The sequence below is a fragment of the Paraburkholderia sp. 31.1 genome (assembly GCF_014397645.1).
Lineage (GTDB): Bacteria > Pseudomonadota > Gammaproteobacteria > Burkholderiales > Burkholderiaceae > Paraburkholderia > Paraburkholderia tuberum.
Map to the genome: position 1 here is coordinate 1 of NZ_VZQN01000001.1, position 15,653 is coordinate 15,653.

Sequence of the window (15,653 nt, forward strand, 5' to 3'; positions counted from 1 at the left end):
CGTATTCTGCCCACGGAGGGCTGTGTCAGGCGTATCCATTTGCGTGCTCCTTCGGAGAAAACGAGTGTGCAACTCCCGTTTTACTCCAGTCGGGCTTACTGCCACTGCCCTCCCACATAGCATCTAGCGACAGCGCTTTGCGTGCGCCTCACGCACCGCCAAGGCGCGCCAACGCGCGTGCGGGCTCGCCGCCCGCCATCCTGAAAGCGCAAACCTTGCCCGCAACAGACGGCGCGTGCGCCGCCTGCTTATGCAAAGCGTCATCGCGCGATCACGCCGCCAGCACCTCAACAATCTTGCGCTGGAACGCCTTGCCTTCGCTGTCGAACAGATGGCAATGCTCGGGCGTCGCGCCCAGCTTCTGCGTATTGCCCTTCGCATGCCGTTCGAGCGGCGGAATCCGCGCGATCAAACCATCGGGCGCGACGCTCGACTCCGCGTACAGATACGCGGCATCGCCGAGCGATTCGACCGTCATCGTGCGTGCCTCGATACCATCCTCGGTCGTGCTGACGTGCAGATGCTCGGGGCGGATGCCGACCGTCACCTTGTCGCCCTGCTTGGCCGCGCCCGGCTCGACCAACACGCGCTGCGTCTCGCCGGTCTCGTAACGCACCGAGACGCCGTCATGCGACACCGACTGCACGACGCCTTCCATGAAGTTCATCTTCGGCGAGCCGATGAAGCCGGCCACGAAGCGGTTCGCCGGCGCGTGATACAGCATCGTCGGACTGCCGACCTGCTCCAGATTGCCCGCCGACAACACGACGATCTTGTCGGCCAAAGTCATCGCCTCGACCTGGTCGTGCGTCACGTAGATCATCGTCGTCTTCAGCTCGTCGTGCAGGCGTGCGAACTCGAGGCGCATCTTCACGCGCAGCGCGGCGTCGAGATTCGACAGCGGCTCGTCGAACAGAAACACCTTCGGCTTGCGCGTGATCGCGCGGCCGATCGCGACGCGCTGACGCTGCCCGCCCGACAACTGCTTCGGCTTGCGATCGAGCAGATGGTCGATGTGCAGGATCTTCGCCGCGTTGCGCACGGCTGAGTCGATCTCCGGTTTCTTCGCGCCGGCGAGCTTCAGGCCGAACGCCATGTTGTCGTACAGCGTCATGTGCGGATACAGCGCGTACGACTGGAACACCATCGCGATGCCGCGCTTGGCCGGCGGCACGTCGTTCATGCGCACGGCGTCGATGTTCAGATCGCCGCCCGTGATGTCCTCGAGGCCCGCGATCATCCGCATCAGGGTCGATTTGCCGCAACCGCTCGGCCCGACGAACACGACGAACTCGCCATCGGCGATGTCGAGATTGATGTCGCGCATCACTTCGTTGTCGTCGTAGGCCTTTCTGATGTCGCGCAAGGTTACGCTTGCCATGATGTGTCTCCGTGTAATGCTGTTCGATGCTGCTCGTTACTTCGTGCTGCTACCTGATGCCGTGTCGTGTCGCGTGCATTCGTGCGCTCATGGCGCCGCGGCCGTCGCGGAGAGCGTCCATTGCGCGACGAGGTCGGGCAACTGCCGCATGTCCTCGAACACATGACGCGCGCCCGCCGCGTGCAATCGATCGATCTGCGCATCGCTCGCATGACCGCCGCCGATAAACCCCAGCACCGCCATGCCCGCCGTGGCCGCCGCCGTGACGCCGGTCACGCTGTCCTCGACGACGAGGCACGCACCCGGCGCGAGCCCGAAGCCTTGCGCCGCCGCCAGATACACGTCCGGCGCGGGCTTCGGATTCGGCACCGCGTCGGCGCAGAACAGCCGCTCGCCGAAGAAACGCTTCAGGCCCGTGCGCGCCAGCACCGTCTCGACGTAGGGCCGGAAGCTATTGCTCGCGCAGCCTTTGACGAGCGGCACCTGGGTCAGCGCCATCTCGATGCCGTCGACCGCGGGCGCCTCGATCGCCGCCGCTTCGACCGCGCGGCGGATCGCATCGATATCGTCGGCGCCGAGCTGTTTGCCGAGCTGAGTCGCGGTGTCCTGCAACACGCGCTCGATGCGCAGCCCGAGCAGCGGCAGCACGACCGGCGCGGCGTCGATGCCGGGCCAGCGCGCCTCGAGTTCGCGCACCAGCATGCGCGCGGCCACCGCTTCGCTGTCGATCAGCACGCCGTCGCAATCGCAGATCAACGCATAGCGCACGATGCCCGGGCCAGCCGTCATTTGACGGCCCCGAACGTGAGCCCGCGCACCAACTGCTTCTGCGACAGCCAGCCGACGATCATGATCGGCGCGACCGCCAGCAACGAAGCGGCCGACAACTTGGCCCAGAACAAACCTTCAGGACTCGAATACGACGCGATGAACACGGTCAGCGGCGCCGCGTTCGAGCTCGACAGGTTGATGCTCCAGAACGCCTCGTTCCACGCCAGGATCACGAGCAACAGCGCGGTCGACGCGAGCCCGGGCAGCGCCATCGGCATCAGCAGATAGACGATCTCCTGCCACGTCGCCGCGCCGTCGATGCGCCCGGCTTCGAGAATGTCGCGCGGAATCTCGGCGAAGTACGTGAACGCCATCCAGACCGCGATCGGCAGATTGATCAGCGTGTAGACGATGATCAGGCCCGACACGGTATCCAGAAGGCCGGTGTTTTTCCACAGCAGATAGATCGGCACCAGCACGCCGACCGACGGCATCATCTTCGTCGACAGCATCCACAGCAGCACTTTCTGCGTGCGGCGCGTCGGGAAGAACGCCATCGCGTACGCGCACGGCACCGCGAGGATCAGGCACAGCAGTGTGACGCCGACCGAGATCAGTATCGAGTTCCACGCGAACGCGAAGTAGTTGCTGCGCGCGAACACCTCGCGGAAGCTGTCGAGCGTCGGCACGAAAAACAGCGACGACGCATAGGCCTGCTGCTCGGTCTTGAACGCGGTGATCGTCATCCAGAAGATCGGGAAGAACAGCAGCAGCGCGACGAGCCACGCGATCACGCCGGGAATGCCGCGACGAATCGTGTCGAACGGCGATTTGGTCGGCACCGCGACCGGCTGCGTCGTCGATGCCGTAGTGGAGGCAACGTGGCTCATTTTTCGTACTCCCCTTTCAGGTTCTTCGCGAGCATCCGCACGAGGAAGATCGACACGATGTTGGCCAGCACGACCGCGAGAATACCGCCCGCCGAGGCGAGACCGACGTCGAACTGTTGCAGGCCCAGCGCGAAGATCAGGTACGACAGGGTGGTGGTCGCGTTGCCCGGACCGCCGCCCGTGGTCGTATAGATCTCGGCGAAGATCGACAGCAGGAAAATCGTCTCCATCATCACGACGACCGCGATCGCACGTCGCAGGTGCGGCAGCGTGATGTAGAAGAACATCGAGAACGGACCGGCGCCGTCGATCTTCGCGGCTTCCTTCTGCTCCTGGTCGAGCGACTGGATCGACGTGAACAGGATCAGGAACGCGAACGGCAGCCACTGCCACGCGACGATCATGATCACCGCGGTGAGCGGATAGTCGGCGAACCAGTCGATCGGCTGCATGCCGAGCGCGCGCATGCCCTGCGCGACGAGGCCGTACACCGGGTGCAGGATCATGTTCTTCCAGATCAGCGCGCTGACCGTCGGCATCACGAAGAACGGGCCGATCGCGAGCAGGCGGGCCACACCCTGCCCGTAGAACTTGCGATCGAACAGGATCGCCATCAGCACGCCGCCGCCCACGGTGATCACGAGCACCCACACGATCAGCTCGATCGTATGCGCGATCGACGGACCGAACGACGGATCGGTCGCGAGATAGCGGTAGTTGTCGAAGCCGGCGAAGCCGCGCAGATCGGGATTGAGCAGGTTGTAGTGCGAGAACGAGAACCAGATCGTCATCGCGAGCGGGATGACCATCCACAGCACGAGCACGCCGACCGACGGCGCCACGAGCCAGCGGGCCGAATTGGCCTTACGCTCCTCGCGTTCTTTTTCTGTCTGGGGATGGGTTTGCATCAGAGGTAGGCGCAAAGGACGCATGATGGACCACCTGTTCGGTAATGCGCGGAGCGTTCGCCGGAGCCGCGTATGTGCGACGCGGCGTGCCGTGCCTGAATGGCGCACGACACGCGCCGCATCGCATCGGGCGCAGACGAACGGCCGCCCTGCTGCATGAGCCGCATCGGTCGATGCGGCGGACCTGCCGGGTTACTTCTGATAACCCGCCTGCTTGACCGCGCGATTCGCGGCCGCGTTGCCGGCCGCGAGTGCCTGGTCGACCGTCATCTGACCGGCGATCGCGCCGGAGATGCTCTGCCCGACCACCGTGCCGAACGACTGGAATTCGGGAATTCCGACGAACTGCACACCCGTGTACGGGACCGGCTTCAAGGTCGGATGATCCGGGTCGGCGGTCTGGATCGCCTTTAGCACGAAGTCGCCGAACGGCGCGGCCTGCTTGTACTCGGGGCGCGCGTAGGTGGACTCGCGCGTGCCCGGCGGCACCGAGGCCCAGCCCTCATCCTTCGCGACCATTTCAATGTACTCCTTCGAGGTCGACCACTCGATGAACTTCTTCGCCGCATCTTGCTGCTTCGACGACTTCGGAATCGCGAGCGCCCACGCCCACAGCCAGTGCGAGCCCTTCGGCGTGACCTCGATCGGCGCGGCCGCGAAGCCGACCTTGTCGGCGATCTGCGACTGCTGCTTGTTGTAGAGCATGCCGGCCGCGACCGTCGCGTCGATCCACATCGCGCACTTGCCCGACGACATCAGCGTCAGGTTTTCGTTGAAGCCGTTCGAGCTTGCTCCCGGAGGACCGTCCTTCCTCAGCAGATCGACGTAGAACGTTATCGCCTTCTTCCATTCCGGCGACGTCAGCTGCGCGTTCCACTTCTCGTCGAACCAGCGGCCGCCGAAGGTGTTCACGACCGTCGTGGCGTACGCCATGTTCTCGCCCCAGCCCGCCTTGCCGCGCAGGCAGATGCCGTATTGCTCCTTGGACTTGTCGGTGAGCTTGTCGGCGAATTGGGCGATCTGGTCGTAGGTCGGCTGGTCGGGCATCTTCAGACCGGCCTTGTCGAACAGATCCTTGCGGTAATAGGTCATCGAGCTTTCGACGTAGAACGGCAGCGCGTACAGCTGGCCGTTCGCGGACAGGCCGTCGCGGGCCGTCTTCACGACGTCGTTGAGGTCATAGCTCGCCGGCAGGTTGGTGATCGGCGCGAGCCAGCCGCGCTTGCCCCATTGCGGGGTTTCATACGCGCCGATCGTCATTACGTCGAACTGGCCGCTGCCGGTCGTGATGTCGGTCGTCGCGCGCTGACGCAGCACGTTTTCCTCGAGGATCACCCAGTTCAGCTTGATGTCCGGATTCGCTTTTTCGAACGCGGGCGACAGCTTCTTCAACTCGATCATGTCCGGATTGTTCAGCGTCGCGATCGTCACCGTCGCCGCCGATGCGCTCAGCGCGAAGCAGGTGGCAGCGCCGGCACCGGCTGCCTTCAGCGCGAATTTGAAAGCTGGTTTCATCGTTGTCTCCTTTCTCGTACGTTATGTGATGCTGCGTTCGTTTGACGGAATGACGCGCCGCTCAGAGCAGTCAACGTGCCCGCTCCCTGCTCTTTATTCAGCTCATCCAGTTGCCGCCGTCGACGTTCAGCGTCTGCGCGGTGATGTAGTCGGCATCGGCCGACGCGAGGAACAGCGCGGCGCCGGTCAGGTCGTCGGGCACGCCCATGCGGCCGAGCGGCACGGCCTCGCCGACGAGGCGCTTCTTCTCGCCGAGCGGCCGGTTCTCGTAGCGCGCGAACAGCGCGTCGACCTCGTTCCACATCGGCGTGTCGACGACGCCCGGCGCGATGCCGTTCACATTGATCTTATGCGGCGCGAGCGCGAGCGCCGCGGACTGCGTATAGCTCAACACCGCCGCCTTGGTCGCGCAGTAGTGCGACACGAGCGCCTCGCCGCGCCGCCCGGCCTGCGACGACATGTTGATGATCTTGCCGCCGCGGCCCTGCTCGACCATCTGCCGCGCGACCGCCTGCATGAGGAAGAACATGCCCTTCACGTTGACCGCGAACAGGCGGTCGAACACGTCCCAGGATTCGTCGAGGAGCGGGCGCATGTCGAACAGCGCCGCATTATTGAACAGGATGTCGATCTGGCCAAAGCAGCCGAGCGTGCTCGTGACGATGCGCTCGATGTCCTCGCGGCGCCGAACGTCGGCGCTGACGCTCAACACGCGCTCGCCGTAGATGCCGCGCAGCGCGCCGCCGAGGCTGTCGGTCGGCTTCACGTCGACCAGCACGCAGCGCGCGCCCTCGTCGAGATAGCGCAGGGCTACCGCTTCACCGATACCGCTGGCCGCGCCCGTCAGAATGGCGACTTTGTCCTGCAATCGTGCCACTGCCTGTCTCCGCTTCGTTTTTACATTTTGGCGCGCGGTGAGCGAACGCTCGTCACGCGAACAATTGCTCGACTGGTGATCGAATGATCGGATACGGACCGGATCATGTCAAGGCACGCGGACGAATTTCGATGGTGCAGCGCGGCAGGAGCAAGCCCATTGCGCCATGGGTCGCCACGACGCGTTCGCTGCGTGCCGCCGTGCAAAGATTCGCACCGCTGACAAAAAATCGCGCTACGTTATATCATTTCGACCTTGCAGCCCGCTCGGGGGCCACCATGTCAGGAGATTCACGCCGATGACTACCTCGCTCGCCGAACAGCACGCCATGCGGCTCGCGCATGCGGACGCGCACGCCGCGGCGCAGGGGCTCGCGCTGACGCCGCTGCGCCGCCAGGTGTACGCGGCGATCGTCGCGAGCGAGCGGCCGGTCGGCGCGTACGAGTTGCTCGACGCGCTCGCCCCCGAGCGCGGTCGCATGCCGCCGACCACCGTCTATCGCGCGCTCGACTTCCTCGTCGCGCACGGCTTCGTGCACCGGATCGAATCGAAGAACGCGTTCGTCGCCTGCTGCGAAATCGGCGTGCCGCATCGCAGCCAGTTCCTGCTGTGCGACGGTTGCGGCGCGACCGTCGAGATTCCCGGCGACGAGCTCGCCGACCGCCTGTCGCACAGCGCACCCGCGCATGGCTTCGAGGTGCATCGTCAGGTGATCGAGCTAAGTGGACTGTGCGGGCCATGTGCGCGAGCGGCGAAGCCTGGCGGCGCCGGCGGCGCAGCAGGCAATTCGTCGTGATCAGGCGCGCGGCGCCGCGCTAAGCGCCACCCCGTATTTGGCCTTGCCACCGCGAGTGGCTGATTCAACTCTCACCCAGCAGGAAACAACGATGAAAACAATCGGCTTGATGTTGTCCAGAGCGCACCGCGCGCTGAAGCGTTCGACGTCTGTGCGCACCCATCTGTGCACCTACCTGCTCGCGATCGCGGCGCTCGGCTTCGGCCACAACGCGTTCGCCGCCGACGCGAAAATTCCGGTCGTCGCCGCGGAGAACTTTTATGGCGACGTGGTGCGGCAACTCGGCGGCGATCGCGTCGACGTGACCAGCATCCTCAGCAACCCGGACCAGGACCCGCATCTGTTCGAAGCGAGCCCGGCCACCGCGCGCGCGTTGCAGCATGCGAGCCTCGTCGTCTACAACGGCGCCGACTACGATCCGTGGATGGTGAAGCTGCTGGCCGCGTCGAAAGGCGCGCATCGCACGGTGATCATTGCGGCCGACCTCGTCGGCAAAAAAGGCGGCGACAATCCGCACCTGTGGTACGACCCGGCGACGATGCCGAAAGTCGCGCGCGCGGTCTGCGACGCACTCGGCGCTGCTGACCCGGTGCACAAGCCGGCGTACGATGCGAACCTCGCGAAGTTTCTCGATTCGCTGAAGCCGATCGACGCGAAGGTCGCCGAGCTGCACGGCCGCTATGCGGGCTTGCCGGTCACGGCGACGGAGCCGGTGTTCGGCTATATGTCTGACGCGATTGGCCTCGCCATGCGCAACCAGCGCTTCCAGCTCGCCACGATGAACGACACCGAAGCGAGCGCGGCCGATATCGCCGCGTTCGAACGCGATCTGCGTGAGCGGCGCGTGCGCGTGCTGATCTATAACAGCCAGGCCACCGAGGCGCTGACCAAACGCATGCTGAAGCTCGCGCAACAATCGAAGGTACCGACGATGAGCGTCACCGAAACCCTGCCGCCCGGCAAGACCTATCAGACGTGGATGCTGACGCAGCTCGATGCGTTGCAGAAAGCGCTCGCGGCGGGTGACACGAACGGCGCGATCGGCGCGACCAGCGCGAGCGCGAAAGGCAAGGCTCCATGATTCCGACTGGCCATCAAACGCCAGCAGGTGCGCAATCAGGCGCACCCACCGCGCGCGGCGACCGGCCCGTGCTCGAACTCGACAACGTGACGCTCGATCTGGGCGGCCGCACGATCCTGCGCGACACCAGCTTCGTCGTGAACCAGGGCGAGTTCATCGGCGTGCTCGGGCCCAACGGCGCGGGCAAGACGACGCTGATGCGCGCGGTGCTCGGCCTCGTGCCGGCCGCGGGCGGCGCGATCCGCGTGCTCGGGCAGACGGTCGAGCGCGGCAACGCGTCGATCGGCTATATGCCGCAGACGCGCAGCGCGCTCGCCGGCCGTCGCGTGCGCGGCCGCGATCTGGTCGCGATGGCAGCCGATGGTCATCGCTGGGGCTTGCCGCATGCGGATGCAAAAACGCGCGCGGATGTCGATCGGGTGCTCGAGCTCGTCGGCGGGACGACTCTGTCGAAGCGGCCACTGTCGGAGTTGTCGGGCGGCGAACGGCAGCGGCTCCTGCTCGCGCAATGCCTGCTCGGCAATCCGAAACTGCTGCTGCTCGATGAACCGTTGATCAGTCTCGATCCGCATCACCAGAAGAGCGTCGTCGAACTGGTGCGGCGCGTGCAGCAGGAGCTCGGCATCGCGGTGCTGTTCTCCGCGCACGAACTCAATCCGCTGCTGAACTCGATCGATCGCGTGCTGTATCTCGGCAGCGGCGTCGCGGCGCTCGGCACCGTCGACGAAGTGATCACGCGGCCGGTGCTGTCGCGTCTGTACGGCTCGCCGATCGACGTGATGCGCGTGAACGGCCGCATCTTCGTGATGTCGGGCGGCGTCGAAGTCGAGAAGCACGATCACGATCACGAACACGACGAGGACGGCGGACCTACGCATTCGCACAGCCACTCACCCAGTCACCCAGACCCGCACGACTCACGCGACGGACACACGCACGATGTTTGAATACGATTTCATGGTGAACGCCTTCGCGGCCTCGGGGATCGTCGCGGTGCTGGCAGGCGTGGTCGGCTATTTTCTGGTGATGCGCGGACAGACGTTCGCGGGCCACGCGCTGTCGCACGTCGGCTTCACCGGCGCGACCGGCGCGGTGCTGATCGGCATCTCGCCTATCTGGGGGATGATCGGCTTCACGCTCGCGGCCGGTGTGGGCATGGGCGCGCTCGGCGAGCGGCTCGCCGGCCGCGACGTCGCGATCGGCGTAATCCTTTCCTTGTCGCTCGGCTTTGGGCTGCTGTTTCTGCATTTCTTCACCGCCTACGCGACGCAGGTGACGGCGCTGCTGTTCGGCAACGTGCTCGGCGTCAATGCAGCGACGCTCGGTGTGCTCGCGGCGTTGGGCGTCGTCAGTCTGGCCGCGCTCGCGGCCATCATGCGGCCGCTGCTGTTCGCGTCGCTGCAACCGGAGCTGGCCGAAGCGAAGGGCGTGTCGCTGCGCCGCGTGTCGGTGCTGTTTCTCGCGATCGCCGCGCTGGCCGTCGCCGCTTGCACGCAGATCGTCGGCGTGTTGCTCGTGTTCACGCTGATGGTGGGGCCGGCCGCCGCCGCGCAGAACCTGAGCACGCGGCTGTCGACGGGTCTCGTGCTCGCGGCCGTGTTCGCGCTCGCGCAGGCGTGGCTCGGGCTGACGCTCGCGTTCTATACCGATTGCCCGACGAGCTTCTGGATCACCGCGCTGTCGGCGGTGGTGTATGGCGGGAGTCTGTTGAAGCGGCATTGAGCGGCGCTTACGCCGATCAAATGAAAAAACGGCGGCACATGAAGTGCCGCCGTTTTTTTTGCCCCGCGTTTTACGACGTTGTTCAGCCGAGCAACACCTTCGCGTGATGCGCGAGATGATCCTCGACGAACGTCGAGATGAAGTAGTAGCCGTGGTCGTAACCCGCATGCCGGCGCAACGTCAGTGGCTGACCCGCGGCCTTGCACGCCACTTCGAACACGTCGGGATTGAGCTGCCTGGGCAGGAACTGATCCGCGAGCCCCTGATCGACGAGAATCCCTTCCGCGAACTTGTGCGTCGCGTGCGAAACCAGCTCGCTCGCGTCGTACTGCTTCCACGCTTCACGGTTCTCGCCGAGATAACCGCTAAACGCCTTCTCGCCCCAGGGACAACGCATCGGCGCCGCGATCGGCGCGAACGCCGACACCGACCGATAAATGTCCGGATTGCGCAGCGCGAGCATCAGCGCACCGTGCCCGCCCATCGAATGACCGAAGATGCCGAGACGCGCGCGATCGATCGGCAGGTTCGCAAGCGCCGTTTCGCGCAGCTCGTCGCGCACGTACGAGTACATGCGGTAGTTCCGCGCCCACGGCTCCGCGGTCGCGTCGACATAAAAGCCCGCGCCGACGCCGAAGTCCCACGCATCGCTCTCGCCTGGCACGCCCGCGCCGCGAGGGCTCGTATCCGGCGCGATCAGCGCGATGCCGTGCCGGGCCGCGAAGCGCTGCGCGCCGGCCTTGATCGCGAACGTCTCTTCTGTGCAGGTCAGCCCCGCGAGGTAGAACAGCGCGGGCACCTTCGCATTGCCCCGCAACGCCTGCGGCGGCAGATAGACCGAGAAGCGCATCGGCAGACCGATGGTGCGCGACTCGTGCCGGTAAAAGCGCTGTTCGCCGCCGTGGCAGGCGTGCGACGATAGTAGTTCGAGCATCGCGACGCTCCTCGCTTAGTAGAGCACGACCGAGCGGATCGACTCGCCCTTCTTCATCAGCTCGAAGCCCTCGTTGATGCGCTCGAGCGGCAGGCGGTGCGTAATCAGATCGTCGATATTGATCTTGCCTTCCATGTACCAGTCGACGATCTTCGGCACGTCGGTGCGGCCTCGCGCGCCGCCGAACGCCGAGCCCTTCCACTCGCGGCCCGTCACCAGCTGGAACGGCCGCGTGCTGATCTCCTCGCCCGCCGCCGCGACGCCGATGATGAACGACTGCCCCCAACCCTTGTGCGTGCATTCGAGCGCCTGGCGCATCACCTTCACGTTGCCGATGCATTCGAACGAGTAGTCGGCGCCGCCGTCGGTCAGCTGCACGATGTGATCGACGACGTTCTCGACTTCGTTCGGGTTGATGAAGTGCGTCATGCCGAACTTCTTCGCGAGTTCGACGCGGCCCGGGTTGAGATCGACACCAATGATCTTGTCCGCGCCGACCATCTTCGCGCCTTGAATCACGTTCAGCCCGATACCGCCGAGCCCGAACACCACCACGTTCGCACCCGCCTCGACCTTCGCCGAATACACGACCGCGCCGACGCCGGTCGTCACGCCGCAGCCGATGTAGCAGATCTTGTCGAACGGCGCGTCTTCACGCACCTTCGCGACCGCGATCTCCGGCACGACGATGTAGTTCGAGAACGTCGACGTCCCCATGTAGTGAAACAGCGGCTTGCCATCGAGCGAGAAGCGCGAGGTCGCGTCGGGCATCAGACCTTTGCCCTGCGTCGCGCGGATCGCCTGGCAGAGATTCGTTTTGCGCGACAGGCAGAACTTGCACTGACGGCATTCGGGCGTGTAGAGCGGAATCACGTGATCGCCCTTCTTCAGCGTGCCGACGCCCGACCCGACATCGACGATCACGCCCGCACCTTCGTGGCCGAGAATCGCCGGGAAGATGCCTTCGGGATCGGCGCCCGACAGCGTGTAGTAGTCGGTGTGGCAGATGCCCGTCGCCTTCACTTCGATCAGGACTTCACCGGCGCGCGGACCTTCGAGATCGACTTCCTCGATCGTCAACGGGGCGCCGGCTTTCCATGCGATTGCTGCTTTGGTCTTCATCGTCAATGCTCCTGTGAGTCCGTGAGTGCGTGAGTCCGTGAGTGCGTGAGTCCGTGAGTGCGTGAGTCCGTGAGTGCGTGAGTCCGTGAGTGCGTGAATGCGAAATGGCATCGCGTGCCGGCGACTAGGTGGCGCGCGAAAAGCGTCATGGTATTGCATAGCGCGTGAAGGCTGCCTCGCCGATGGCTGCGCTCGGCACCGTGTTCAACGCCGTCGCTGTCACTTCGCTTCGCCCCGCGCGCGACCACCGAACCACGGCTCGACCCGGCCATACAGATCGACGAAGCGCGCATAGCGTTCAGCAAGCGCCGCATCGCCGCGTGGACCCGCGACGCGCGTCGCGCCCGGCGCGAGCGCGGCGAGATCGCGCGTCTGCCAGTGGCCGCACGCGAGACCGCCGAGGATCGCCGCGCCGCGCGGCGCCGCGTTCGGGCAATCGACCGCATGCAGGTCGACGTCGAGCGCATCGGCGAGCAGTTGTCGCCAGCGCACGTCGACGGAGCCGCCGCCCGCAAGCTTGAGCGCCGTCACCGGCGCGCCGCTCGCGCGAATCGCGTCGAGCCCCGCGCGCAACGAGAACGCGACGCCCTCGAACGCCGCACGCATCATCGCGCCGCGCGTATGCTCGAGCGACAAACCGAGCCAGCCGCCGCGCGCCTGCGGGTTCAGCCACGGCGTGCGCTCGCCGGTCAGGTACGGCAGGAAGCTCAGCGTCGACGCCACTTCAGCGGCGGCATGAGCGCTTGCATCAGCCGCATCGTCAAATGCCTCTCGGTAAGCCTCCGCCCACCCAAACGACAGCCACCCGCGCACCCGCTCCAGCGCGATGCCGACGTTCTGCATCGCCGCCATCCGATACCAGTGATCGCTCGCCGCGCGATAGCGATGCAAGCCCTTCAGCGGCGCAGGCTCGTCGTTCGCGAGCACGACGATCTGTCCGCCGGTGCCGGTCGTCAGCAGCGCGTCGCCGTCACGCACGAGTCCGCTGCCGAGCGCCGCGCACGGCGTATCCGCGGCGCCGGTTGCGAGCACGATACCGGCCCGTAAGCCAAGTGCCTGCGCGGCCTGCGGCGACAGCGCGCCCGCCGCCGCATACGACGGCGCCACAGGCGCGAACCACTCAGGCGGAATCTCGAGGCGTTGCAGCAGCGCCGTGTCCCACGCGCCGGCGGGATCGGCGAGCGCGGTCGCGCACGCGTCGGACGCATCGGTCACGCACGCGCCGCCGAGCGCGACGCGCAGCCAGTCCTTCGGCTGCAGCGCCCAGCGCGTGCGGCGCGCGGCTTCCGGTTCTTGCAGCACGAGCCAGCGCAGCAGCGGTCCGGCCATGCCGGGCGCGACCGGATTCGGTTGCGGCTCGGGCCACGCGTCGAGCATGGCGAGCGCGCGCGAGTCCGGCCACAGCATGGCGCGCCGCACCGCTGCGCCGTTTGCATCGAGCAGCACGACGCCGTGCATCTGGCCAGAGAAGCCAATCGCGCGCACGCCGTCACGCAGCTCGCGCGGCAGGCCCGCCATCGCATGGACGAGCGCGTTCCACCAGGTCTCGACGTCGATTTCGGCCCAACCCGCGTGCGGCGTAACGAGCGCATAAGCGACGCTCGATACCGCCTGCTCGCGTCCATGTTCGTCGACGATTGCCGCTTTCAGGGAGCCGGTGCCGAGATCGATGCCGAGAAAACTCATGAGCGCAGGGACGTTGAAACGAGGTGAAGAAGGAGCCAGCGAGACTGGCGACGAAGTGGGAAAGCGAAGCTCAAAGGCGAAGCTGCACAGACGCCGCGAACGTTGAACAAACAGCTCGGAAAACACGCGAAAAAAAACCATTCGCGGGTTAACCCCGCCGTGCTGCGAGCGTCATCAAAACAGGACTATGCGTGAAGCGTGATACACGTCATTGATTCTCACACATATCCCCTCGCGCGACGAACCCGCGCCGCGCACGCCATGCACCGCCCGCAGCCCCCACTGCATAGGGTTCTCTGGCGTCCGACGGCCGATCCGTCCCACTCGCGGCTTTAATTTGCCTTTCAAAACAGGTCTCTGCATATCGTCGCCGGGAATGCCGGAATAGCCACGTATGGTCTTGTTGCGACTTTTCGTCCCCGATACCTTGGAGTCATCCCAAAACGAGATGGTGGAGACAGACGATATGCAAGCGAACGCGGTTCACCCGTGCGACGAGCGCCTACCGGCGGGCCAGTTGCTCACTCTCGGCATCCAGCACGTGCTGGTCATGTACGCTGGCGCGGTCGCGGTGCCGCTGATCATCGGCGCGGCGCTGAAGCTGCCGAAAGACCAGGTCGCCTTCCTGATCAGCGCCGATCTGTTTTCCTGCGGCATCGCCACGCTGATCCAGACGCTCGGACTGTGGATCTTCGGCATCCGCCTGCCCGTCATCATGGGCTGCACGTTCGCGGCCGTCGGCCCGATGGTCGCGATCGGCACCAATCCTTCGCTCGGCATCCTCGACATCTTCGGCTCGACGATCGCGGCCGGCGTGATCGGCATTCTGCTCGCGCCCGCGGTCGGCAAGCTGTTGCGCTTCTTCCCGCCGGTCGTGATCGGCGTCGTGATTTCGGTGATCGGCCTGTCGCTGATGGAGGTCGGCATCAACTGGGCGGCCGGCGGTGTCGGCAATCCCGACTACGGCAATCCGGTCTATCTCGGCCTGGCGCTGCTCGTGCTGACGCTGATCCTGCTGATCAACAAGTTTGCCAGGGGGTTCGTCGCCAATATCTCGGTGCTGCTCGGCATCGTCGCGGGCTTCGCGATCGCGCTGATGCTCGGCCGCGTCAACCTGGACGGCGTCATGCACGCGCCGTGGGTCGGCTTCGTGATGCCGTTCCACTTCGGTCTGCCGCACTTCGATGCGCTGTCGATCGCGACGATGGTCACCGTGATGTTCGTCACGTTCATCGAATCGACCGGCATGTTTCTCGCGGTCGGCGACATGGTCGATCGTCCGGTCGATCAGAAAACGCTGGTGCGTGGCTTGCGCGTCGACGGTCTCGGCACGCTGATCGGTGGCATCTTCAACTCGTTCCCGCATACGTCGTTCTCGCAGAACGTCGGGTTGATCGGCGTGACCGGCGTGAAGAGCCGCTTCGTGTGCGCGATGGGCGGCGTGATCCTCGTGCTGCTCGGCCTCTTCCCGAAGATGGCGCAGGTGGTCGCGTCGGTGCCGGCGTTCGTGCTCGGCGGCGCGGGCATCGTGATGTTCGGCATGGTCGCGGCGAACGGCATCAAGGTGCTGTCGCGCGTCGACTTCGTGAGGAATCAGCACAACCTCTTCATCGTCGCGGTCAGCATCGGGCTCGGCCTCGTGCCGGTCGTCTCGCCGCACTTCTTCTCGCAACTGCCGCCGGCGTTGTCGCCGCTGCTACATAGCGGGATTCTGCTCGCGTCGGTGTCGGCGGTCGCGCTGAACCTGATCTTCAACGGCGTGAAGGGCGAGAAGATGGCGAAGAGCGAGCTTCGCCGCGCCGGGCACGATCTCGACGCCAGCGCGGGCGGCGCACCGCAGAGCAACGAGATGCTGCGGGCAGCGGATCTGCATTGAGCTTTTGATGCAGCGATGATGCGGCGAGCGGCACCGAACGCCGCGAATCAACAAAAACGCCACGGCATGCCGTGGCGTTTTTGCTTTACTTCAG

At 65.4% G+C, this 15,653-nt stretch carries 14 protein-coding genes; 5 read left to right on the forward strand and 9 right to left on the reverse strand.

What is annotated here, in order from left to right; genetic code table 11:
• Positions 1-271: 271 nt before the first annotated feature.
• The 6 genes from F6X37_RS00005 to F6X37_RS00030 all read right to left on the reverse strand — a co-directional run bounded on the left by F6X37_RS00005 (position 272) and on the right by F6X37_RS00030 (position 6,342).
• Positions 272-1,381 carry an ABC transporter ATP-binding protein gene (locus tag F6X37_RS00005; protein WP_184058275.1) on the reverse strand — a complete coding sequence of 370 codons (1,110 nt, stop codon included), beginning with the start codon at positions 1,379-1,381 and terminating at the stop codon, positions 272-274.
• 87 nt (positions 1,382-1,468) lie between these two features.
• Positions 1,469-2,170 (reverse strand): HAD family hydrolase, encoded by a 702-nt coding sequence (locus tag F6X37_RS00010; protein ID WP_187609898.1) that lies wholly within the window; start codon positions 2,168-2,170, stop codon positions 1,469-1,471.
• The gene (locus tag F6X37_RS00015; protein WP_187609899.1) at positions 2,167-3,042 is read right to left on the reverse strand and encodes a carbohydrate ABC transporter permease; all 876 of its coding nucleotides are present in this window, start codon (positions 3,040-3,042) and stop codon (positions 2,167-2,169) included. Before F6X37_RS00015 ends, F6X37_RS00010 begins: the two co-directional genes overlap by 4 nt.
• Complete coding sequence (locus tag F6X37_RS00020) at positions 3,039-3,974, reverse strand: carbohydrate ABC transporter permease (RefSeq protein WP_026226016.1); 936 nt, start codon at positions 3,972-3,974, stop codon at positions 3,039-3,041. The genes F6X37_RS00015 and F6X37_RS00020 overlap by 4 nt, the downstream gene beginning before the upstream one ends.
• A 168-nt stretch (positions 3,975-4,142) precedes the next feature.
• Positions 4,143-5,465, reverse strand: a complete 1,323-nt coding sequence (locus tag F6X37_RS00025) for an ABC transporter substrate-binding protein (RefSeq protein WP_187609900.1) — start codon at positions 5,463-5,465, stop codon at positions 4,143-4,145.
• A 97-nt stretch (positions 5,466-5,562) separates the two neighbouring features.
• Positions 5,563-6,342 carry an L-iditol 2-dehydrogenase gene (locus F6X37_RS00030; RefSeq protein WP_184006440.1) on the reverse strand — a complete coding sequence of 260 codons (780 nt, stop codon included), beginning with the start codon at positions 6,340-6,342 and terminating at the stop codon, positions 5,563-5,565.
• Positions 6,343-6,640: 298 nt separating this feature from the next.
• Between F6X37_RS00030 and F6X37_RS00035 the strand changes: the two genes are divergently transcribed.
• From F6X37_RS00035 to F6X37_RS00050, 4 genes are all read left to right on the forward strand, one after another.
• On the forward strand, positions 6,641-7,138 hold the full coding sequence (locus F6X37_RS00035; RefSeq protein ID WP_187609901.1) for a Fur family transcriptional regulator: 498 nt from the start codon (positions 6,641-6,643) through the stop codon (positions 7,136-7,138).
• 91 nt (positions 7,139-7,229) lie between these two features.
• Positions 7,230-8,219, forward strand: coding sequence for a metal ABC transporter solute-binding protein (locus F6X37_RS00040; protein WP_187609902.1), 990 nt, complete (start codon positions 7,230-7,232; stop codon positions 8,217-8,219).
• Complete coding sequence (locus F6X37_RS00045) at positions 8,216-9,166, forward strand: ABC transporter ATP-binding protein (RefSeq protein ID WP_187609903.1); 951 nt, start codon at positions 8,216-8,218, stop codon at positions 9,164-9,166. The genes F6X37_RS00040 and F6X37_RS00045 overlap by 4 nt, the downstream gene beginning before the upstream one ends.
• Positions 9,159-9,941, forward strand: a complete 783-nt coding sequence (locus F6X37_RS00050) for a metal ABC transporter permease (protein ID WP_090801692.1) — start codon at positions 9,159-9,161, stop codon at positions 9,939-9,941. Before F6X37_RS00045 ends, F6X37_RS00050 begins: the two co-directional genes overlap by 8 nt.
• 82 nt (positions 9,942-10,023) lie before the next feature.
• Here the strand turns inward: F6X37_RS00050 and fghA are convergent, their stop codons facing one another.
• The 3 genes from fghA to F6X37_RS00065 all read right to left on the reverse strand — a co-directional run bounded on the left by fghA (position 10,024) and on the right by F6X37_RS00065 (position 13,683).
• Positions 10,024-10,875 (reverse strand): S-formylglutathione hydrolase, encoded by an 852-nt coding sequence (gene fghA, locus F6X37_RS00055; RefSeq protein ID WP_187609904.1) that lies wholly within the window; start codon positions 10,873-10,875, stop codon positions 10,024-10,026.
• Positions 10,876-10,890: 15 nt separating this feature from the next.
• Positions 10,891-11,997: an S-(hydroxymethyl)glutathione dehydrogenase/class III alcohol dehydrogenase gene (locus F6X37_RS00060; protein ID WP_187609905.1), complete on the reverse strand. Its 1,107-nt coding sequence runs from the start codon at positions 11,995-11,997 to the stop codon at positions 10,891-10,893.
• Between the two features lie 219 nt (positions 11,998-12,216).
• Positions 12,217-13,683 carry a xylulokinase gene (locus F6X37_RS00065; RefSeq protein WP_187609906.1) on the reverse strand — a complete coding sequence of 489 codons (1,467 nt, stop codon included), beginning with the start codon at positions 13,681-13,683 and terminating at the stop codon, positions 12,217-12,219.
• Positions 13,684-14,149: 466 nt separating this feature from the next.
• Here F6X37_RS00065 and F6X37_RS00070 point away from each other — a divergent pair, with 466 nt between their 5' ends.
• Positions 14,150-15,559: a nucleobase:cation symporter-2 family protein gene (locus F6X37_RS00070; protein WP_187609907.1), complete on the forward strand. Its 1,410-nt coding sequence runs from the start codon at positions 14,150-14,152 to the stop codon at positions 15,557-15,559.
• Positions 15,560-15,653 lie beyond the last annotated feature (94 nt).